The 20,288-nt window shown below is 59.9% G+C and carries 20 protein-coding genes, 2 tRNA genes and 1 pseudogene; 19 read left to right on the forward strand and 4 right to left on the reverse strand.

Features of this window, described 5'->3' with window-relative positions; all coding sequences use genetic code 11:
* Window positions 1-5: 5 nt before the first annotated feature.
* From HX873_RS18220 to ychF, 8 genes are all read left to right on the forward strand, one after another.
* Window positions 6-1,730, forward strand: coding sequence for a tetratricopeptide repeat protein (locus tag HX873_RS18220; protein ID WP_008432263.1), 1,725 nt, complete (start codon window positions 6-8; stop codon window positions 1,728-1,730).
* A gap of 4 nt (window positions 1,731-1,734) precedes the next feature.
* A complete protein-coding gene (gene lolB / locus HX873_RS18225) occupies window positions 1,735-2,352 on the forward strand; it encodes a lipoprotein insertase outer membrane protein LolB (protein WP_008432261.1) in 618 nt (205 codons plus the stop codon).
* Window position 2,353: 1 nt separating this feature from the next.
* Window positions 2,354-3,205: a 4-(cytidine 5'-diphospho)-2-C-methyl-D-erythritol kinase gene (gene ispE / locus HX873_RS18230; RefSeq protein WP_003208395.1), complete on the forward strand. Its 852-nt coding sequence runs from the start codon at window positions 2,354-2,356 to the stop codon at window positions 3,203-3,205.
* A 36-nt stretch (window positions 3,206-3,241) separates the two neighbouring features.
* Window positions 3,242-3,316 (forward strand) — tRNA-Gln (locus HX873_RS18235).
* 45 nt (window positions 3,317-3,361) lie between these two features.
* Window positions 3,362-4,303: a ribose-phosphate pyrophosphokinase gene (locus HX873_RS18240; RefSeq protein ID WP_003208392.1), complete on the forward strand. Its 942-nt coding sequence runs from the start codon at window positions 3,362-3,364 to the stop codon at window positions 4,301-4,303.
* Window positions 4,304-4,441: 138 nt separating this feature from the next.
* A complete protein-coding gene (locus HX873_RS18245) occupies window positions 4,442-5,041 on the forward strand; it encodes a 50S ribosomal protein L25/general stress protein Ctc (protein WP_003208391.1) in 600 nt (199 codons plus the stop codon).
* A gap of 165 nt (window positions 5,042-5,206) precedes the next feature.
* Window positions 5,207-5,791: an aminoacyl-tRNA hydrolase gene (gene pth, locus HX873_RS18250; RefSeq protein ID WP_003208389.1), complete on the forward strand. Its 585-nt coding sequence runs from the start codon at window positions 5,207-5,209 to the stop codon at window positions 5,789-5,791.
* Window positions 5,792-5,814: 23 nt separating this feature from the next.
* Window positions 5,815-6,915: a redox-regulated ATPase YchF gene (ychF, locus tag HX873_RS18255; protein WP_008432257.1), complete on the forward strand. Its 1,101-nt coding sequence runs from the start codon at window positions 5,815-5,817 to the stop codon at window positions 6,913-6,915.
* A 368-nt stretch (window positions 6,916-7,283) separates the two neighbouring features.
* Here ychF and HX873_RS18260 read toward each other — a convergent pair whose 3' ends face one another.
* On the reverse strand, window positions 7,284-7,508 hold the full coding sequence (locus HX873_RS18260) for a hypothetical protein (RefSeq protein WP_087693771.1): 225 nt from the start codon (window positions 7,506-7,508) through the stop codon (window positions 7,284-7,286).
* 124 nt (window positions 7,509-7,632) lie between these two features.
* Between HX873_RS18260 and HX873_RS31630 the strand changes: the two are divergent.
* A pseudogene (locus HX873_RS31630) lies at window positions 7,633-7,752 on the forward strand (RNA polymerase subunit sigma); the annotation flags it as partial.
* A 108-nt stretch (window positions 7,753-7,860) separates the two neighbouring features.
* Here the strand turns inward: HX873_RS31630 and HX873_RS18265 are convergent.
* Window positions 7,861-9,078 (reverse strand): MFS transporter, encoded by a 1,218-nt coding sequence (locus tag HX873_RS18265; protein WP_093201834.1) that lies wholly within the window; start codon window positions 9,076-9,078, stop codon window positions 7,861-7,863.
* Between the two features lie 306 nt (window positions 9,079-9,384).
* Here HX873_RS18265 and HX873_RS18270 point away from each other — a divergent pair, with 306 nt between their 5' ends.
* Window positions 9,385-9,627: a DUF6124 family protein gene (locus HX873_RS18270; RefSeq protein WP_087693773.1), complete on the forward strand. Its 243-nt coding sequence runs from the start codon at window positions 9,385-9,387 to the stop codon at window positions 9,625-9,627.
* A 269-nt stretch (window positions 9,628-9,896) separates the two neighbouring features.
* Window positions 9,897-9,973 (forward strand) — tRNA-Met (locus HX873_RS18275).
* Between the two features lie 81 nt (window positions 9,974-10,054).
* On the opposite strand, the gene HX873_RS18280 is transcribed toward HX873_RS18275, so the two are convergent.
* Complete coding sequence (locus HX873_RS18280) at window positions 10,055-11,095, reverse strand: DMT family transporter (RefSeq protein ID WP_177123007.1); 1,041 nt, start codon at window positions 11,093-11,095, stop codon at window positions 10,055-10,057.
* Between the two features lie 145 nt (window positions 11,096-11,240).
* On the opposite strand from HX873_RS18280, the gene rimJ reads away from it, so the two are divergent.
* From rimJ to HX873_RS18300, 4 genes are all read left to right on the forward strand, one after another.
* Window positions 11,241-11,825, forward strand: a complete 585-nt coding sequence (gene rimJ, locus HX873_RS18285; protein WP_177123008.1) for a ribosomal protein S5-alanine N-acetyltransferase — start codon at window positions 11,241-11,243, stop codon at window positions 11,823-11,825.
* A gap of 33 nt (window positions 11,826-11,858) precedes the next feature.
* Complete coding sequence (locus HX873_RS18290) at window positions 11,859-12,374, forward strand: sigma-70 family RNA polymerase sigma factor (protein ID WP_003217834.1); 516 nt, start codon at window positions 11,859-11,861, stop codon at window positions 12,372-12,374.
* Window positions 12,371-13,315: a FecR domain-containing protein gene (locus HX873_RS18295; protein WP_177123009.1), complete on the forward strand. Its 945-nt coding sequence runs from the start codon at window positions 12,371-12,373 to the stop codon at window positions 13,313-13,315. Before HX873_RS18290 ends, HX873_RS18295 begins: the two co-directional genes overlap by 4 nt.
* Window positions 13,316-13,390: 75 nt before the next feature.
* Window positions 13,391-15,799 (forward strand): TonB-dependent siderophore receptor, encoded by a 2,409-nt coding sequence (locus tag HX873_RS18300; RefSeq protein ID WP_177123010.1) that lies wholly within the window; start codon window positions 13,391-13,393, stop codon window positions 15,797-15,799.
* 42 nt (window positions 15,800-15,841) lie between these two features.
* Here the strand turns inward: HX873_RS18300 and HX873_RS18305 are convergent, their stop codons facing one another.
* Entirely contained in the window at window positions 15,842-16,732 is an 891-nt protein-coding gene (locus tag HX873_RS18305; RefSeq protein ID WP_177123018.1) for a bifunctional helix-turn-helix transcriptional regulator/GNAT family N-acetyltransferase, read from the reverse strand.
* A gap of 198 nt (window positions 16,733-16,930) precedes the next feature.
* On the opposite strand from HX873_RS18305, the gene ggt reads away from it, so the two are divergent.
* From ggt to HX873_RS18325, 4 genes are all read left to right on the forward strand, one after another.
* Window positions 16,931-18,757: a gamma-glutamyltransferase gene (gene ggt / locus HX873_RS18310; protein WP_177123011.1), complete on the forward strand. Its 1,827-nt coding sequence runs from the start codon at window positions 16,931-16,933 to the stop codon at window positions 18,755-18,757.
* Window positions 18,758-18,780: 23 nt separating this feature from the next.
* Window positions 18,781-19,503, forward strand: coding sequence for a polyphenol oxidase family protein (locus tag HX873_RS18315; RefSeq protein ID WP_177123012.1), 723 nt, complete (start codon window positions 18,781-18,783; stop codon window positions 19,501-19,503).
* 159 nt (window positions 19,504-19,662) lie between these two features.
* Window positions 19,663-19,983, forward strand: a complete 321-nt coding sequence (locus tag HX873_RS18320) for a transcriptional regulator (protein WP_087693782.1) — start codon at window positions 19,663-19,665, stop codon at window positions 19,981-19,983.
* Window positions 19,970-20,284: a DNA-binding transcriptional regulator gene (locus HX873_RS18325; RefSeq protein ID WP_087693783.1), complete on the forward strand. Its 315-nt coding sequence runs from the start codon at window positions 19,970-19,972 to the stop codon at window positions 20,282-20,284. The genes HX873_RS18320 and HX873_RS18325 overlap by 14 nt, the downstream gene beginning before the upstream one ends.
* Window positions 20,285-20,288 lie beyond the last annotated feature (4 nt).

A 20,288-nucleotide genomic window follows, 5' to 3' on the forward strand; every position in this document is an offset into this window, starting at 1 on the left:
CCTATATGAATAGATCTTCCGCGTTGCTCCTTGCTTTTGTCTTTCTCAGCGGCTGCCAGGCCATGGCACCCGTGTCGCCGGACGGTACGCCGCCGGTAGAAGACAGCACCCCCGCCCCTGAAAAGCCCAAGGTTTATTCCTCGTTCAGTGAAGAGACGATCTTCAGCCTGCTGAGCGCGGAGCTGGCCGGCCAGCGCAATCGTTTCGACATTGCCCTGGATAACTACGTGACCCAGGCCATCAATACTCAGGATCCGGGGATTTCGGAGCGGGCGTTTCGCATCGCCGAGTACCTGGGCGCCGATCAGGCGGCCCTGGACTCCTCGCTGATCTGGGCGAAAAACGCCCCGGACGATCTCGAGGCACAACGGGCAGCGGCCATTCAACTGGCCCGCGCCGGGCGCTATGACGACTCCATGGTGTATATGGAGAAGGTCCTGCAGGGCAAGGGCGACACGCATTTCGACTTCCTCGCGCTGTCGGCCGCCGACACCGATCAGGACACCCGCAACGGCCTGATGAAGAGTTTCGACCGCCTGCTGCAAAAACACCCGAACAACAGCCAGCTGATTTTCGGCAAGGCGCTGTTGTTGCAACAGGATGATGAGCCCGAGGCTGCGCTGAAGCTGCTGGAGCAACACCCGCCGGAAGAGGGCGAGATCGCGCCGATCCTGCTGCGCGCCCGCCTGCTGCAAAACCTCAACCGCGGCAAGGAAGCGATTCCGCTGCTGGAAAAAAGCATCAAGAAGTACCCGGGCGACAAGCGCCTGCTGCTGACCTATGCCCGCATGCTGGTCGAACAGGACCGCATGGAAGACGCCAAGGTGCAGTTCGCCAACCTCGTGCAGCAATACCCGGACGATGACGAATTGCGCTACTCCCTGGCGCTGGTGTGCCTGGAAGCCAAGGCCTGGGATGAGGCCAAGGGTTACCTGGAAGACCTGATCGCCCGCGAGAGCCACGTGGATTCGGCGCACCTGAACCTGGGCCGCATCGCTGAAGAGCGTAACGACCCGCAGGCTGCATTGCTTGAATACGCCCAGGTCGGCGCCGGCAATGACTACCTGCCGGCGCAACTGCGCCAGGCCGATATCCTGATGAACAACGGCCGCACCGACGAGGCGGAAAAACGCCTGGCTGCCGCACGGGATGCCGAACCGGACTACGCGATCCAGCTGTACCTGATCCAGGCCGAGACCCTGTCGGCCAACAAGCAGGGCGATCGCGCCTGGAAAATCCTCCAGCAAGCCTTGCTGCAGTATCCGGACGACTTGAACCTGCTGTACACCCGCGCCATGCAGGCGGAAAAACGCAATGACCTGGCGCAGATGGAAAAAGACCTGCGCCTGATCATCAAGCGCGATCCGGACAATGCCATGGCACTGAACGCCCTGGGTTACACCTTGTCCGACCGTACAACGCGTTACGCCGAAGCCAAGGAGCTGATTGAAAAGGCTCACCAGCTCAACCCGGAAGACCCGGCCGTACTCGACAGCCTCGGCTGGGTGAATTACCGCCTGGGCAACCTGGACGAAGCCGAACGCTTGTTGCGCCAGGCGCTGGAGCGCTTCCCCGACCAGGAAGTCGCCGCACACCTGGGCGAAGTGCTCTGGGCCAATGGCAAGCAGCGTGAAGCGCGACAAATCTGGGAGAAGTTCCTCAAGGAACAGCCCGAAAGCCCAATCCTGCGCAGCACCATCAAGCGCCTGACCGGATCCGAGACCCTTTAACTTTATGTTTTTGCGCCACGTTATCGTTTTCAGCTTTATTGCCCTGCTTGCCGGCTGTTCCGGTCTTGGCACCCGTGAATCTGTCGAAGGCCCGGGCAACCCGGCGCAGTGGCAGCAGCACAAGGATCAACTGAGCAGCCTTGATGGCTGGCAGATCGAGGGCAAGGTGGGCATTCGCGCCCCGAAAGATTCGGGCAGCGGCACCTTGTTCTGGCTGCAACGCCAGGACTATTACGACATTCGCCTGTCTGGCCCGCTGGGCCGCGGTGCGGCACGCCTGACCGGCCGGCCGGGGCAAGTCAGCCTGGAAGTGGCCAATCAGGGCCGCTATGAAGCGCCAACGCCGGAAGCCCTGCTGGAAGAACAGATGGGCTGGAAACTCCCCGTATCGCACCTGGTGTGGTGGGTACGCGGTCTTCCTGCGCCAGACAGCAAGAGCCGCCTGAGCCTCAATGGCGACAGCCGCCTGGCTTCGCTGGAACAGGATGGCTGGCAGGTCGAATACCTGAGCTATGTGCAACAGAACGGTTACTGGCTGCCCGAGCGCATCAAGCTGCATGGCACCGACCTTGACGTCACGCTGGTGATCAAGGACTGGCAACCGCGCAAGCTGGGGCAGTGAGATGAACGAGCAACGCCTGACCCTGCCCTCCCCGGCCAAACTCAATTTGATGCTGCACATTCTCGGTCGCCGTGAAGACGGCTATCACGAGTTGCAGACGATTTTTCAATTTCTCGACTACGGCGATGAGCTGACCTTCGCCGTTCGCGATGACGGCGTGATCCAGTTGCACACCGAATTCGACGGCGTGCCTCACGACAGCAACCTGATTGTGAAGGCCGCGAAAAAACTCCAGGAACAATCCGGTTGCCCATTGGGCATCGACATCTGGATCGAAAAAATCCTGCCCATGGGCGGCGGCATCGGTGGCGGCAGCTCAAATGCCGCAACGACATTGCTCGGCCTGAATCACTTGTGGCAACTGGGTTGGGACCACGATCGCCTGGCGGCGCTGGGCCTGACACTGGGCGCGGACGTCCCGGTTTTCGTGCGTGGGCACGCCGCTTTTGCCGAAGGCGTGGGGGAGAAACTCACCCCTGTAGACCCCGAAGAGCCGTGGTATGTCGTGCTTGTTCCGCAAGTATCTGTAAGTACAGCAGAAATTTTTTCAGATCCACTGTTGACACGTAACTCTCCTCCCATTAAAGTGCGCCCCGTTCCCAAGGGAAACAGTCGAAATGACTGCTTACCGGTTGTAGCAAGGCGTTATCCAGATGTACGTAACGCTTTGAATTTGTTAGGTAATTTTACCGAAGCAAAATTAACCGGAACTGGAAGTTGTGTGTTTGGGGGCTTCCCAAGCAAAGCTGAAGCTGATAAAGTCTCGGCCCTTCTTACAGAGACCCTTACAGGGTTTGTAGCAAAGGGAAGCAACGTTTCGATGTTGCATCGCAAGCTGCAAAGTCTGCTCTAAAGGAACCGAGTACTGGGTACTCGTTGCAACAGATACAGGGGCGTCGCCAAGCGGTAAGGCAGCAGGTTTTGATCCTGCCATGCGTTGGTTCGAATCCAGCCGCCCCTGCCATTTTCTATACTCATCCAGGTTACCCTCAGCCTCTAGGTACTGCGCGTGTCCAAGATGATGGTCTTTACGGGGAATGCTAACCCCGATCTGGCTCGGCGTGTTGTACGTCAGCTGCATATCCCTCTCGGTGACATCTCTGTCGGTAAATTCTCCGACGGCGAAATTACAGCCGAGATCAATGAAAACGTCCGCGGTAAAGATGTCTTCATTATTCAGCCGACTTGCGCTCCGACCAACGATAACCTGATGGAACTCGTCGTGATGGCTGATGCCTTCCGCCGCTCCTCAGCGACTCGAATCACAGCTGTAATCCCTTACTTTGGTTATGCCCGTCAGGATCGCCGTCCGCGTTCCGCACGTGTGGCTATCAGCGCGAAAGTCGTTGCTGACATGCTGACCGTGGTAGGTATCGACCGTGTTCTCACGGTTGACCTGCACGCTGACCAAATCCAGGGGTTCTTCGATATTCCGGTAGATAACATCTACGGCTCCCCCGTCCTGGTGGATGACATCGAAGACCAGCGCTTTGAAAACCTGATGATCGTGTCCCCGGACATTGGTGGCGTCGTGCGTGCACGGGCTGTTGCCAAATCCCTGGGCGTGGATCTCGGGATCATCGACAAACGCCGCGAGAAAGCCAATCACTCTGAAGTGATGCATATCATCGGTGATGTCGAAGGGCGTACCTGTATTCTGGTTGATGACATGGTCGACACCGCCGGCACCCTGTGCCACGCGGCGAAAGCCTTGAAAGAGCACGGTGCAGCAAAAGTCTTCGCCTACTGCACACACCCTGTGCTGTCGGGCCGAGCGATCGAGAACATCGAGAACTCAATGCTGGACGAACTGGTGGTGACTAACACCATCCCGTTGTCCGCTGCCGCTCAAGCCTGTTCGCGTATCCGTCAACTGGATATCGCACCGGTAGTTGCCGAAGCGGTTCGCCGCATCAGCAACGAAGAATCGATCAGCGCGATGTTCCGTTAAGGGTCAAACCTTAGCAGCATCAACCTGACGAAAAGCGCCCCGCCCCAGCATTCTGTTGGGGCGGGGCTTTTTTGCCCATATCGCCTTTAGCGCTGGTCGCAAACGCTAGGGCGAATGTGGTTATTTTGGAGATACAACATGAACGATTTTACTTTGAATGCTGAACTGCGTTCCGACCTGGGGAAAGGTGCGAGCCGCCGCCTGCGTCGTCTCGCAAGCCTGGTTCCAGCTGTAGTTTACGGTGGCGAAAAAGCCCCTGAATCCATCAGCATGCTGGCTAAAGAAATCGCCAAACTGCTCGAAAACGACGCGGCTTACAGCCACATCATCGAGCTGAACGTTGGCGGCACCAAGCAGAACGTCATCATCAAGGCACTGCAACGTCACCCAGCTAAAGGCCACGTGCTGCACGCTGACTTCGTACGCGTAGTAGCTGGTCAGAAACTGACCGCTATCGTGCCTGTGCACTTTGTTGGTGAAGAAGCTCCGGTCAAGAAAGGCGGCGAAGTTTCGCACGTTATCGCCGAGATCGAAGTGACCTGCCTGCCGAAAGACCTGCCTGAGTTCATCGAAGTCGACCTGTCGGCTCTGGAAATCGGCGCAATCGTTCACCTGTCCGACCTCAAGGCTCCTAAAGGCGTTGAGTTCGTTGCACTGGCTCACGGTGACGACAAAGCTGTTGCAAACGTACACGCTCCACGCGTTGCACCAGAAGCTGAAGAAGGCGCTGCAGAGTAATTCACTCTGTAATGCCGGAGCTTGAGGAAACATCGCGGACCGGAACGTAGCGAGAAAGCGGGCGAGAATGCGAAGTTGGCCTCTAACGGTTAATGAGTTTTTGTCGTCCACTTTCGCCGCACCAACGGCGATGTTATCCACAACTCCAAAGGAAGGGCCCCTGTCGTGACTGCCATTAAACTGATCGTTGGCCTGGGAAATCCAGGCGCCGAATACGAACAGACCCGGCATAACGCGGGGGCCCTTTTTGTTGAGCGCATCGCCCACGCCCAAGGCGTCAATCTTGTGGCCGATCGCAAATATTTCGGCCTGACCGGACGCTTTTCGCATCAGGGTCAGGATGTTCGTCTGTTGATTCCCACCACCTACATGAACCGCAGCGGCCAGGCTGTCGCGGCGCTTGCGGGCTTCTTCCGGATCAAACCCGAAGAAATCCTGGTGGCCCATGACGAACTAGACCTGCCACCCGGCGTTGCCAAGCTCAAGCAAGGCGGCGGCCATGGCGGGCATAATGGCCTGCGCGACATCATCGCGCAGTTGGGCAATCAGAATACGTTCTACCGCTTGCGGCTTGGCATTGGCCACCCGGGCGTTGCCAGTATGGTTTCAAATTTCGTCCTGGGTCGTGCGCCACGCGCCGAACAGGAAAAACTCGATGCCAGCATCGATTTTGCCCTCGGCGTGCTGCCGGATATCTTCGCCGGTGAATGGAACCGTGCGATGAAAAACCTGCACAGCCAGAAGGCCTGACTCTTTACCCGAGGGGAAACACCATGGGATTCAATTGCGGCATCGTCGGCCTACCTAACGTCGGCAAGTCCACCCTGTTCAACGCCCTGACCAAATCCGGTATTGCGGCGGAGAACTTCCCCTTCTGCACCATCGAACCGAACACCGGTATCGTGCCGATGCCCGATACACGCCTGGACGCCCTGGCGGCCATCGTGAATCCAAAGCGCATCCTGCCGACCACCATGGAGTTCGTCGACATCGCGGGCCTGGTAGCCGGCGCTTCGAAAGGTGAAGGCCTGGGCAACAAGTTCCTCGCCAACATCCGCGAGACCGATGCCATCGCCCACGTGGTCCGCTGCTTCGAAGACGAGAACGTGATTCACGTCTCCAACAGCGTCGACCCGAAACGCGACATCGAGATCATCGACCTGGAACTGATCTTCGCCGACCTCGACAGCTGCGAGAAGCAACTGCAAAAGGTCACGCGTAACGCCAAGGGCGGCGACAAGGACGCAGTGGTCCAGAAAGCCTTGCTGGAGCAACTGATTGCCCACTTCACCCTGGGCAAGCCGGCACGCAGCCTGATGAAGAGCATGAGCGCCGACGAAAAAGCTGTGATCAAGGGCTTCCACCTGCTGACCACCAAGCCGGTGATGTACATCGCCAACGTGGCTGAAGACGGTTTCGAGAACAACCCGCTGCTCGACGTGGTCCTGGCCATTGCCGAAGAAGAAGGCGCTATCGTTGTTCCGGTGTGCAACAAGATCGAAGCGGAAATCGCCGAGCTGGAAGACGGCGAAGAGAAAGACATGTTCCTCGAGGCCCTGGGCCTGGAAGAGCCTGGCCTGAACCGCGTGATCCGTGCCGGCTACGAAATGCTGCACCTGCAGACCTACTTCACCGCCGGTGTTGAAGAAGTACGCGCCTGGACCGTCAAGGTCGGTGCCACTGCCCCGCAAGCGGCTGGCGTGATCCACACCGACTTCGAAAAAGGCTTCATCCGCGCCGAAGTCATCGCCTACAACGACTTCATCCAGTTCAAGGGTGAAGCCGGTGCCAAGGAAGCCGGTAAATGGCGCCTGGAAGGCAAGGAATACATCGTCAAGGATGGCGACGTGATGCACTTCCGCTTCAACGTATAAGCTTTACCTGCGGCCTATGCCGCAAAACAAAAAGCCGATGCACTGCATCGGCTTTTTTGTGGGCGCTCACTTCCCCGCCACCGAAAAAAACTTCGGTATTCAATATTGTTAGAGCCAGTCCCATCTCTAAAATTAGCAGCGAGAACTTCAGAATTCGATTCGGTAGATATGAAAAATCACCAGCCCGGTAGGCAGTCCAGCTCGCTACCAACGTGCGCATGCCCCTGGGGAAGCGCCTCCCTGCGATAGGGCGCCGTTGTAAGCTAGTAAGCGGCCTACCCTGCCGTTACTGCTAACGACGGCACCTGGGCGGAATCGGACTACTTGCCTCGATGTTAGACAGCCGGACCTTCTACTGCTCCAGACCGTCACAGCTTTCCTAAACTCCCTGTGACTGTTAGCTCAGCAATTCCCTGACGAATAAACACAAGGTTCTCATCCAGTGTTTCGAGCGCACCGCGCACGTTGTTGGCAATTTCTGCCGACCCACGTTGTTCGACCCACTTGGAAAGCTCTTCAACTGCGGCGCCTAGGGCGAGTTGGTTCTGATTAAGGCGATCAAACAAGCTAGCAATCAGTTTGATATCCGTCATGGCGGCTCTCCGTGTTTTGAGCAAGCGTAGCACCGACGCCTTAATCACTCGGAATCACTTTCATGGAAAGCATATCTACCGGCGGCTGGAACCTGCTGACTTAGTACAGCAACAAGCACTTGCCGATGGAAACGCCCAATACACCGCCGACACCTTGGACATCCCCATTAGCACGGTGCGCCTACGTTTGTCCCGGGCGCGAGAACAGCTCAAGCGGGCCACCTACAACCCGCTACAACCGTAAATCAGCGCACCGGCGCAACGCCGACACCCTTTGCAGGAGCAGTTGATTTACCCGTTTGACGCAAGCGTTGGGCAGCAGGGATATCTGCCCGACTCGATTGATCTGGTATCAGGCCTTTTTGGTACGCGGCAACAGAATCGCCAACACCCCGAACAGCGGCAGGAACGAGCACAGCGTGTACACGTACTCGATGCCGTGGATGTCTGCCAGGTGCCCCAGCAGCGCCGCACCAATCCCGCCAAAACCGAACATCAAACCGAAGAACACCCCGGCGATCATCCCCACATTGCCCGGCACCAACTCTTGCGCATACACCACAATTGCCGAGAACGCCGAGGCCAGGATAAAGCCGATCACCACGCTCAGAATGCTGGTCCAGAACAGGTCCACATGGGGCAGAATCAGGGTGAACGGCGCCACCCCGAGGATCGAAAACCAGATCACCGCCTTACGGCCGATCTTGTCGCCAATCGGCCCGCCAAAGAACGTGCCCGCCGCCACCGCGCCGAGGAACAGGAACAGATGCAGCTGGGAACTGGCCACCGACAGGTCGAACTTCTCGATCAGGTAGAAGGTGAAGTAACTGGTGAAACTGGCCATGTAGAAGTACTTGGAAAACACCAGCAGGCCCAGCACCACCAGCGCGCTCAACACCCGGCCCTTGGACAGGCCGTGAGTGGCCGCCTGGCCTTGCTTGAGCTTGAACAGGTTCAAGTGGTGGGCGTACCAGCGGCTGATCGCATACAGCACAAACAACGCAAACACCGCGAACAGGCCGAACCAGGCCACATTGCCCTGGCCGAACGGAATGATGATCGCCGCCGCCAGCAACGGGCCGAAGGCCGAGCCGGCATTACCGCCCACCTGGAACGTCGACTGCGCCAGACCATAACGCCCGCCCGACGCCAGGCGCGCCACGCGGGACGCTTCCGGGTGGAAGGTCGACGAGCCGATGCCGATCAACCCCGCCGCCAGCAGGATCAACGGGAAGCTGCCCACCTGGGACATCATCAGGATGCCCACCAGCGTGCAGATCATTCCGCAGGGCAACAGGTACGGCTTGGGATGGCGATCGGTGTAATAACCCACCCACGGCTGCAGCAGGGACGCGGTGAGCTGGAACGTGAGGGTGATCAGGCCGACCTGGGTGAACGTCAGGCCGTAATTGGCCTTGAGCATCGGGTAGATCGAGGGCAGTACCGACTGGATCAAGTCATTGATCAAATGCGCCAGCGCCACCGCGCCGATTACACGCATCACCAACGGGCTGGTTTGCCCGGCGGCAGGCGTCGTAGCCACGGAGGGCTGGGAATTGCTCAGAGCCATGGGAGGTTTTCCGTACAGCAGATGGATGCACAGGTGCAGGTGCGACAATGTGCCACTTTTGGGTGCAGGAAGGCTATCCCGTTAGCAGGCTAACGAGTAGATGAATCGATGCAGCGGTCATGGTTTGTAAAGGGCCAGCAAGATGAATCCCTTTAATTTGCGGGACGTTTCCTAGAGAATCTTTCGGCCTTGTGCCTGGGGGAGTCGGTGGCTAGTCTTCGGTCCGTCGCTGGTTTTCAGTGATCGGGTTTAGCAGCCTGAAATCAATAGGTGTCAGCTTCCTAAGGTAAAAACAGGAGTTACACCATGGATAAATCACTTCCCGAGCCTCCATCAGATTGCTTCGTCGTAAGCGAAGACCTCAGTTTCGAAGACGCCCTGCTCTACACCTCACACCTGCTCAACAGCGCATCCGCCACTGCTCTCGACTGCCGCGACACTATGCAACACCATGATCGAGCCAAAATTCAAGCCGTATGGCACCTGCTGGAAATGGCCAAAGCCATGGTGGATCGCTCGATAGAGTGCCTGCACCCGCGCAAAACCTGACGCACGAACGCCAGAACACAGCAGATCAACTGTGGGAGCGGGCTTGCTCGCGAATGCGGTGGACCAGCCAATACCTCTGCTGACTGACACACCGCATTCGCGAGCAAGCCCGCTCCCACCTTTTGATCTTCGCCGCCTTGGGACCTGCGCAAACCCCAACCGCTCGTCACCAAACCCGGTGTTTCCCGTTAAACAGTTGATAGCGTAGATAAATTTTCAAAAAAAGCGCTTGACGCATTCCCGTTCTCCGCGAATAATGCGCGCCACTTGGCTACATAGCTCAGTTGGTTAGAGCATAGCATTCATAATGCTGGGGTCCGGGGTTCAAGTCCCTGTGTAGCCACCAAGTACTAAAAACGGCTTACCGAAAGGTAAGCCGTTTTTTTATGCCTGAAGAAAAGCACACTGCCCTATTACCCTAGAAAAGTTAGTGCTTATGCCGATGGTGCACATCGGGAAAATGCGCATGACTGTGCAGGATCGGTGCGTGCTCATGCGCATGACTATGTGGCTCGGTACCGTCCCACTCAAAGCCGTGCACATGCTGGTGGTGCTCGTCGTGTGTATGGCGATGGCCGTGCGTAAGAGGATCGTGCTGATGCTCGTGCGCATGATGTTCCATCAGATGAATCCACACCCCGATGGCCATCAAGGCGGCCGCGAGCAAGAACATCAGCGAAACCGACTCGCCCAGGATCAGGATCGAGATGACCGCGCCCAGGAAGGGAGCCGTGGAAAAGTAGGCCCCGGTGCGCGCACTGCCAAGCCCGCGCAGAGCGAGCACAAACAGCACCAGACTCACGCCATACCCAAGCAGCCCAACCACCATGGTTGACCCGAGCGTGGCCACCGCTGGCAGTTGCGACCCGATGGCCAACGCCAAACAGCAATTGACCACACCCGCCGCCAAGCCTTTGCTGCCGGCGATAAACAGCGCATCCGAGGCAGAGACCTTACGGGTCAGGTTATTGTCGATGGCCCAACAAAAACAGGCGAAAGCCACGGCCAGCGGCCCCGTCCAATCATGAGCCGTCGCTGTCCCGTGCGGCCATGACAAAACGATCCCGCCCAGAACAATAGCGATCATGCCGATCACGATGCGGCGATCTGCGTTCTCTTTGAACACGACCCACGCCAGCACGGCCGTGAGCACCGACTCAAGATTGAGCATCAGCGATGCGGTGGCGCCCGCTGTGCGGGTGAGCCCGTACATGAGCGCCACAGGCGCAAGCACGCCCCCAAAGACAATGGCGCCCACCAACCAGGGCCACTCTCCGGCTGCAAGCCCGGGCCGTTTCCAGCCGTGGTCGCGAGCAAACCGAACGATGGCCAGGCCCAGGCCGCTGCCCAGATAGAGCAGCCCGGCCAACAGGATGGGCGGCGTATCCACCCCTAGGAGCTTGGCAAGCGGAGTGCTGGCGCCGAACAACGCCGCCGCCGCCAACGCGTAGAGAATGCTCACATTCATAATGGGTCGCCCTGTCAGGCTTATTGCATAAGGACGAGCATCATAGCTGTGCCCGGGTAAGAATTATGTGAATGCCAGCCTGGCTGGATTCTGTACGACTGAAGCGGCAGGATAGCCCGGCTGGCAAACCACAAGAAGGTGACGCATGACATTCCCCGCTACCGGCATCAGCACTGACCGCCTCTTACTGCTGGGCGCCCACCCTTCCCACGCTCGCGCCCTGCAAATGTACCTGCTGCAAAATCGCGCCTTTCTGCAGCCTTGGGAGCCTTCGCGTGACGACGCCTTTTTTGAACTGGACGCCATCACCGAACGCCTCCACGCCATGGCCGACAAAACCGCCAGCGGCGAAGCGTTGCACCTGCTGATATTCAGCCAGGACCAAATCATCGGCGCCTGCAACTTCAGCAACATCGTGCGCGGTGCGTTTCAGGCCTGTCACTTGGGTTACGCGCTCGCTGAATCCGCACAAGGCCAAGGCCTGATGCATAAAGCGCTGACGGCGGCGATTGCCCATGTGTTCGACGCCATGCAACTGCACCGAATCATGGCCAACTACCGGCCAGAGAATGAGCGCAGTGCGCGCCTGCTGGCACGGCTGGGGTTTGAAAAAGAGGGCGAGGCGCGGGCGTATCTGAGGATCAACGGGGTCTGGGCGGACCATGTGTTAACGGCACTGATCAATCCGGCAAGCGACCGTCTATTGCAGCCCGAAGTTTTAAACCACTAGAATGGGATTAATTCTCACTTACGATTCTCTCTCATGAAGCTGTCTTCGCCCACCGACGCTCCTACGCTCGATGCGCTGTACCGCGGCTACCACGGCTGGTTGTTGACCTGGTTGCGGCGTCGTGTGCATTGCTCCCATCAGGCGGCCGACGTGGCGCAAGACACTTTCGTACGCTTGTTGGCATCGGGTACTTACGTGGCGCCGGGTGAGCCACGGGCTTATCTGGCCACCATCGCGCGCCGGTTGCTGATGGACAATGGCCGCCGTCGACGCCTGGAACAGGCTTACCGCGAAGAGCTCGAGCGCTGCGCCGCGTACCTTGAGCAAGCCCCGTCGCCGGAGCAGATCCTGCAAGCCGCGCAAATGCTTGAGGCGATCGACCGGGCCTTGGCACGCATGCACAAGCGGATCCGCGACACCTTCATCCTGCGTTACCTCGAAGGCCTGGACCAGGCGCAAATCGCCCAGCGCCTGGGTGTCTCGGTGCGCACAGTACAGAACGATCTGGTGGAAGCCTTGCTGGCGTGCGATGCGTGCGCCCAGCCATGAACCAGCCTCTGCCCCACGCTGTGCTGCGCCAGGCCGCCGAATGGCTGGTGCGGCTGGATCACGAAGGCAATGCCGCCAACGAACAGGCGTTTCGCGCCTGGCTGGCCGCCGACCCGCAGCACCCGCAAGCCATTGCCCGCCTTCAGGGCCACTTGCTGCCTCTCAAACAAGCCCCGGCCCGTGCCGCATTGCGCCGGGCCCGGCAGCCTCGCCAAGGGGCAACGCTGGTCAAGTGTCTCGCCCTGGCCCTGCTGCTCGCGGGGGTGCCGGCGTACCAGTACGAGCAACGTGGCTATCTGTTCGCCGACCTGAGCACCGACCGTGGCCAATGGCGCCAGACGCTGCTGGCCGACGGCAGCGACCTGCAACTGGAAGGCAGCTCTGCGGTGAACCTGCACCTGGACGCCAGCCAGCGCCGCGTGCAACTGCTGCATGGTGAGATTCTGGTAACAGTGGCCAAGGACACCCAGCGCCCGTTTTATGTCGACACCCCGCAGGGCAGCATTCGCGCCCTGGGCACGCGTTTTATCGTCGAACTCAGCGACACCGCCACCGTGGTCAAGATGCTCGAATCCTCGACCCGCATCGACAGTGCCGGGCATACGATTACCCTCGGCCCCGGCGAGCAGGTGCGCCTGGATGCAAGCGGGCCCGGCACGCCGAAAAGCGTTGATGTGCAAGCACAGCAGCAAGCCTGGACGGCCCACCAGTTGCTGGCCAACGACGAGCCGCTGGCGGATGTACTTGAGCGCCTGGCGCGGCATCGCCCGGGTGTGCTGATGTTCGATCGCAAGGCGCTGCAAGGCATTCGGGTGAGCGTGATGCTGCCGACGGACGACAGCGACCGCGCGTTGCGCCTGCTCACGCGCACCCTGCCGATTGAGGTCAGCACGTACACCCCGTGGCTCACGCGTGTGCGCCTGAAAGTCCCCGCCGGATAATTCTTACGCAGCGTTGCGTGTTTTCGGTTTTACCGCGTCCTTTCCTTGGCCAACATCCAAAGGAGCACCGATAACATGTCTTCAACCCCCACACGCGGCGGCCTGTTACTGGCCAGTCGACTGTTGCTTGGCTGCCTGCCGATGGCGGTGCCGGGCCTGGCTTACGCGCAACAGCAGGTACAGGCGTTCGACATCGCGCCCGGCAAACTCGGTGATGTACTGACCCGCTTCGCCCAGGCCGCCGGTGTGCCGATTTCGTTCCTGTCGCAACAGGTGGCAGGGTTGAACAGCCCCGGTGTGCGCGGCAGCTACAGCGTGGCGGACGGGTTCGCGCAGGTGCTGGCCGGCACCGGTTTCGCCGCAACCGGCAATGCCGATGGCTATCAGTTGGAAAGCCTGCCGGTAGCCGGCAGCGCGCTGTCGCTGGGCGCCACAGAGATCACTGCCAACCAGTTGGGCACCATCACCGAAGGCAGTGGTTCCTATACCCCGGGCACCATTGCCACCGCCACGCGCATGGTGCTGACCCCACGGGAAACCCCGCAGTCGATCACCGTGATCACGCGCCAGCATATGGATGACTTCGCGCTCACCTCGATCGATGACGTGATGCGCCATACGCCGGGCATCACCGTGTCGACCTTCGACAGTGAGCGCAATAACTACTACGCACGCGGCTTCTCGGTGGAGAACTTCCAGTACGACGGCATTCCTACCCTGCGCAACTCCGCCTACTCGTCCGGCCAGACCCTGACCGACATGGCGATCTATGACCGCGTGGAAATTCTCAAGGGCGCTACCGGCCTGCTCACCGGCGCTGGCGCCCCTGGCGCGACGATCAACCTGATCCGCAAAAAGCCCACCCGCGACTTCAAGGCCAGCGTGGAACTCGGCGCCGGCAGTTGGGACAACTATCGCTCCCAGATCGACGTGAGTGGCCCGCTGACCGACAGCGGCAACGTGCGTGGCCGCGCGGTGGCGGCGTATCAGGACAAGCACTCGTTCATGGACCATTACCAGCGCAACACCAATGTGTATTTCGGCACGCTGGAAGCCGACCTGACCGAAGACACCCTGCTCACCGTCGGCTTCGATTACCAGAACAGTGACCCGCAAGGCTCGGGCTGGTCCGGCAGCCGTGCGCTATTCGACCGCAGCGGCAACCGCATTGACGTGAAACGCTCCTACAACAACGGCGCCAAGTGGAGCCGTTGGGAGCAGTATTCCCGCAGCGTGTTTTCCACCCTGGAACATAACTTCGACAATGGCTGGGTGATCAAGGGCCAATACACCCACCAAATCATGGGCTACGACGCGCCCCTGGGTTCGATCATGAGTGGCCCGTTCCCCGCCACCGGACTGTCGTCCCTGTACGCGAACAAGTTCACCGGCAATACCCGCGCCGACTCGGGCGATGTCTACGCCAGCGGCCCATTCAGCCTGCTGGGCCGTACCCATGAACTGGTGATTGGCGCGTCGGCCTCGAATTCCCACTGGACCGGAAAGGACTACGGCGCCCCCACCTATGTGGGCAACAACCAGATCGATTTCTGGAATTTCGACGGCAATGTGCCGGAGCCAGACTGGGGCGTGCCGACCCGCACCATCGATGCCACCACCCGGCAATCCGCCGGCTACATGGCCGCACGTTTCAACCTCACGGACGACCTGAACCTGTTCCTCGGCAGCCGCGTGGCCAACTACAAATTGCGTGGCGAAGACGACTCCACCGAGACCGGCAAGCTGGTGCCCTACGCCGGGGTCACCTACGACCTGAACGACAACTTCACCGCGTATGCCAGCTACACCGACATCTTCATGCCGACGACCTACAGCCGCGACCGCAACAACAAATTGCTGGAGCCGGATGAAGGCAAGAACTACGAGACCGGCCTCAAGGGCGAGTTCTTCGAGGGCCGGCTCAACACCAGCATGGCCTACTTCGAAGTGCACGAAACCAACCGTGCGGAGCCGGACGCCGAATACAACGCCGCGCCGACCAACCCATCCCTCGGGTATGCCGAGAAAGGCATCAAGGCCAAGACCAAGGGTTTCGAGGCCGAGATGTCCGGCGAACTGGCGCCGGGCTGGCAGGCCCAGGCCGGCTACACCCACAAGATCCTGCGGGATGAGCATGGCGACAAGGCTTCGACCTGGGAGCCGGAGGACCAGCTCAGTTTCTTCACCTCGTACAAACTCAAGGGCCCGCTGGACCGCCTGACCGTCGGCGGCGGCGCGCGCTGGCAGAGCAGAAGCTGGCAAGTGGTGTACAACCGGCCCAAGGCGCAAAACGAAGAGTTCTCGCAGGAAGCGTATTGGGTGGTGGACGCGATGGCCAAGTATCAGGTCAGCGAACATCTTTCCGCGACGCTGAACGTCAACAACCTATTCGACAAGCAGTACTACACCAACATCGGCTTCTATAACACGGCCTATTACGGCACCCCGCGCAACGTGATGCTCACCACGCGCTGGGACTTCTAACCGGCCAGGCGCCAGCGCCCCGTGACGTGGGGCGCTGTTGCGTCAAACAGCGTGCCGCACAAAACACTGCTCCACCACAGACTTGCCCCACTGCTGCCCCTCCTGTTCCGACTCCAGCACAAAGCCCGCGTTTTCATAGAGCTTGCGCGCCACATCCAGGCCCTTGAACGTCCATAACCGCACCGCCGGAAACCGGTGCCCGTCACAGAAATCCAGCGCCTCTTTCAACAACCGTTTACCCAAGCCCTGGCCGTGGGCAGACGGGGCGAGGATGAAGCAGCGCAGGATCGCCTCGCCGTTTTCGCCCTCGCCATCAATCGCGATCGAACCGACGATCTGCTCTGCGTCCAGCACTGCCCAGACTTGGTTGCGCGGGTTGGCCAGGCGCCCCATCAACTCGGCCATGTCCGCCGCCACCAGGCTTTCAAACGGCTGGCCAAAATTCGCATGCTGGGCGTAGTACTCGGCGTGCATCTGCGCGATACGCCCGATGATGCCTGGCCGGTAGCCATGGGCAATGCGGTAGTGCCTCGGCTGCCGGGCGCCAGTACGTTGGGTTTGCAGGGCTGCGGCGTACTGATCGAGCCCGCGGCTGACGGCCTGTTGCTGTTCGCTGGACAAGTCGCCAATCGCCTCGCCCACCTGGCGCCGGGCAAACGTTTCAATGTCGCGTAACGTCTTCTGGCCTCGTGTGGTGAGCCGCAGCTTTTTCGAACGGGCATCGTCCTCGTTGGCAAACTCTTCCAGCTCGCCCGCCTCGACCAGCTTGCGCACCATGCGGCTCACCGACGACTTTTCCAGCCCCAGCAACATGACCAGTTCAGCCGCTGTCAGCGCGCCACGCTCGCCGATTTCAACAATCGTGTGCACCGATGACGGTGGGTAACTGCTGGCCGCCAACTTCGGCTGCATGAAGCCCAGCTCTCGCACCATAAGACGCGAGGCACAGCGGATCTGATCGATAAGGTCTGGCTTGGAACGGTTCACGGGGGGGAAACCTCTTGCCCGAATGACGAGGGACATAGTTGTACCGCACAACCAAATACAGATCAATCTCCCAACCTGCAAACCACTGAGGTACATTCCCTCCCCACGGACAACAGATCATTCTCAAATGAACGGAGTCATCGCGTGTTTTCGATTTTTCACCGCCAACGCCTTACCACCCTCTCGCTGATCACCGCTGCCCTCACCCTCGCCGCCTGCCACAGCGCTACCGCGCCGGAACTGCCGCCCGCCCCGGAGCTCGGCTCGGGCTATCGCACCGACATGAGCCCCCGCCACGCCGAGCGCCACATGGCCGCCGCCGCCAACCCGCTGGCCGCCGAAGCCGGGCGCGAGATATTGCGCAAGGGCGGCTCGGCCATCGACGCCGCGATTGCCATGCAGGCCGTGCTGACCCTGGTGGAGCCGCAGTCCTCCGGGATCGGCGGCGGTGCGTTCATCATGCTGTGGGACGGCAAGCAGGTGCACGCCTACGACGGTCGCGAAACCGCACCGGCGGGCGCTACCGAGCGGTTGTTCCTCAACGCCGATGGCACGCCGATGTCGTTCCCGCAGGCACAGATTGGCGGGCGTTCGGTGGCCACCCCGGGGGTGTTGCGTGCCCTGGAAATGGCCCATAAAAAGACCGGCCACCTGCAATGGGCCAAACTGTTTGAGCCGGCCATTCGCCTGGCCGAAGAGGGTTTCCCGATCTCTGCGCGCCTGCACAGCCTGATTGCCGCTGACCGCTACATCAGCCGCTCGCCGGAAATGACCGCGTACTTCCTGAATGCCGACGGCAGCCCGAAGGCCACCGGTACGCTGCTGAAAAACCCGGCGCTGGCCAACGTGTTCAAGCGCATCGCCAAGGAAGGGCCGGACGCGCTGTACTACGGCCCGATTGCCGACGAAATCACCCGCAAGGTACAAGGCAACAGCAACGCCGGCAGCCTGACGCTGACCGACCTCAAGGGCTACAGCGCAGTTGAGCGGGCGCCGTTGTGCACCGACTACAAACGCTGGAAAGTCTGCGGCATGCCGCCGCCGTCGTCGGGCGGGATCGCCATTGCGCAGATCCTCGGCACGTTGCAGGCCCTGGAAACCCGCGACCCGCGTATGACGCTTGGGCTGTTGAAGCCGGTGAAGAACGACTCCCCGGCCGGCCTGGAACCGGTGCCTGAAGCGGTGCATCTGATCGCCGAGGCCGACCGCCTGGCCTATGCCGACCGCGCCCAGTACGTGGCGGATTCCGACTACGTGCCGGTGCCGGTGGCCGGGCTGGTCGCGCCGGACTATCTGGCCGGCCGTGCCGCATTGATTGGTGAGCGCAGCATGGGCGTCGCCAATCCGGGCAAGCCTGCGGGAATTGAAGTGGCCTACGCGCCGGATCGCTCGCCGTTGCGCATTTCCACCTCGCAAGTGGTGGCAGTGGATGACGTGGGTGGCGCGGTGTCGATGACCACCACGGTGGAGTCCGCATTCGGTTCCCATGTAATGGTCCAGGGCTTTTTGCTGAATAACCAGATGACCGACTTCTCCTTCATCCCCGAAGAGAACGGCCAGCCGGTGGCCAACCGGATCGAGCCGGGCAAGCGCCCGCGTTCGTCGATGGCACCGACCCTGGTGTTTGATCGCCAGAGCGGTGAGTGGGTGGCCACGGTAGGTTCGCCGGGCGGTTCGCAGATCATCGAATATGTGAGCAAATCCCTGGTGGCCATGCTCGACTGGAACCTCGACCCGCAAGCGGCCGTCGGCCTGCCCAACTTCGGCAGTCGCAACGGCGCGACCGAGCTGGAAGCCGGGTTGTTCAGTGCTCAGCTGAAACAGGCACTGAAGGACAAGGGCCACGCCCTGAGCGAAATCGACATGACCAGCGGCGCCCAGGCGATCGTCCGGGTGCGCGATGCGCAGGGCAAGGCGTCGTTGGTCGGCGGGGCTGATCCACGCCGTGAAGGCGAAGCGCTGGGGGATTGAATTGACTCACTGGAGAGCTGCGCGTGCACAAGGCAAATAACCTCGGCGCCCTGGCGGGCGTCGACCATGGGTTTTGTACGATTGACGATCCATTGCGGCCCGACGAGGTGTTCATCTGCAAGCAGGTGCACAGCGCCACGACCATTGAATGGAACGCGAAGCTTACGCCCAACACGGTGGAGGCTGACGGGGTTTTCAGCCGGGATCTGCAGCCGATTGCGGTGATTACCGCCGACTGCCTGCCGCTGCTGATGGCCTCGGAGGACGGGGACTTTGTCGCGGCGATTCATGGCGGCTGGAAGGGACTGCAAGGCGGGATCATCGCCAATGCCATGCAACGGTTTACCGCCGAGGGTGTGGCGCTGGATCAGTTGCGGATTGCGATTGGGCCTTCGATCAAGCCTTGTTGTTATGAGGTGAGTGGCGAGTTTGTGGCGCAGTTGCAGGCGAGTCAGGGGCATTTGTGGCGGGATGGAAATGCGCCGTGGACGTTCGAGCAGCCGGGGCCTTTGTTGGCACCGGAGATTCAGCCGCCAGAACCCAGGCAGGCCTTGAGTGCGTGGTTTGATTTGAGCCGCTATGCGCTGATCTTGCTGGAGGCGGCAGGGATAAAACGTGAGCAGGTTGAGGTAAGCGAAGTGTGTACGTATTGCACCTCGCCGGCGTTTGCGAGTTATCGCAGAAGGACCCATGACAGTACGGAGAGGAAGACGTTGTTGTACTCGTGGGTTGCTCGCGCAGTGTAATGGGACGACGCCCACAGCTCTCTTAGCTATTAGCTTTAGAAAATCTGTGGGCTGTCATTTTTTGCGAAACAACGTTTCTTGAATCCCTCTCCATCCGCTGACATTTTCTGGCCCCGCCCCTTCTTGCCAGAGGCTACGTCAAAGACGTAGAATTTTTGCGTGTTAACGATCATCGAGTCACCATTATTCAGCAAGCTATGGCCCGATTACTGGACCGAAGAAGAACGGGGTATTTTTATGGCTTTTCTAGCCAACCACCCCGATTCAGGTACTGTCATTCCAGGTTCTGGTGGTTGCCGAAAAGTACGCTGGAGCTTGGAAGGCCGGGGCAAGAGCAGCTCAGTACGGATCATTTACACAACGCAATTGGCGTGCGGCGCACTAGTTGCCTTGCTGATTTATGGCAAAGGTGCCACCGAGAATATTCCCGCGCATGTCCTCTACAAAATCGCCAAGGAGATGAACCATGCCACTCACTGAGAAACAGCTGAAGGAACGTGACGCCAAGCGCAACATCGGCGAGGAATTGCTGGCTGCCGTTATCGACGTCAAGGAAGCGCGTCATGGTCACGTCCATCACGTCGAAATTACCCAAGCGGCTGAGGCGCGCAGCAAGACCGGGTTGTCACAGCCCAAGTTTGCCGAACTGCTGGGGGTCTCTGTACGAACGCTTCAAGAATGGGAGCAAGGGCGCCGTTCTCCTTCCGGCGCAGCACGTTCCTTGCTGCACATAGCAGCCATCAGGCCAGACGTTTTTCGAGAAGTCCTCAGTAACGCCTGATGGC

This window comes from Pseudomonas sp. P7758 (assembly GCF_013386485.1).
GTDB lineage: Bacteria > Pseudomonadota > Gammaproteobacteria > Pseudomonadales > Pseudomonadaceae > Aquipseudomonas.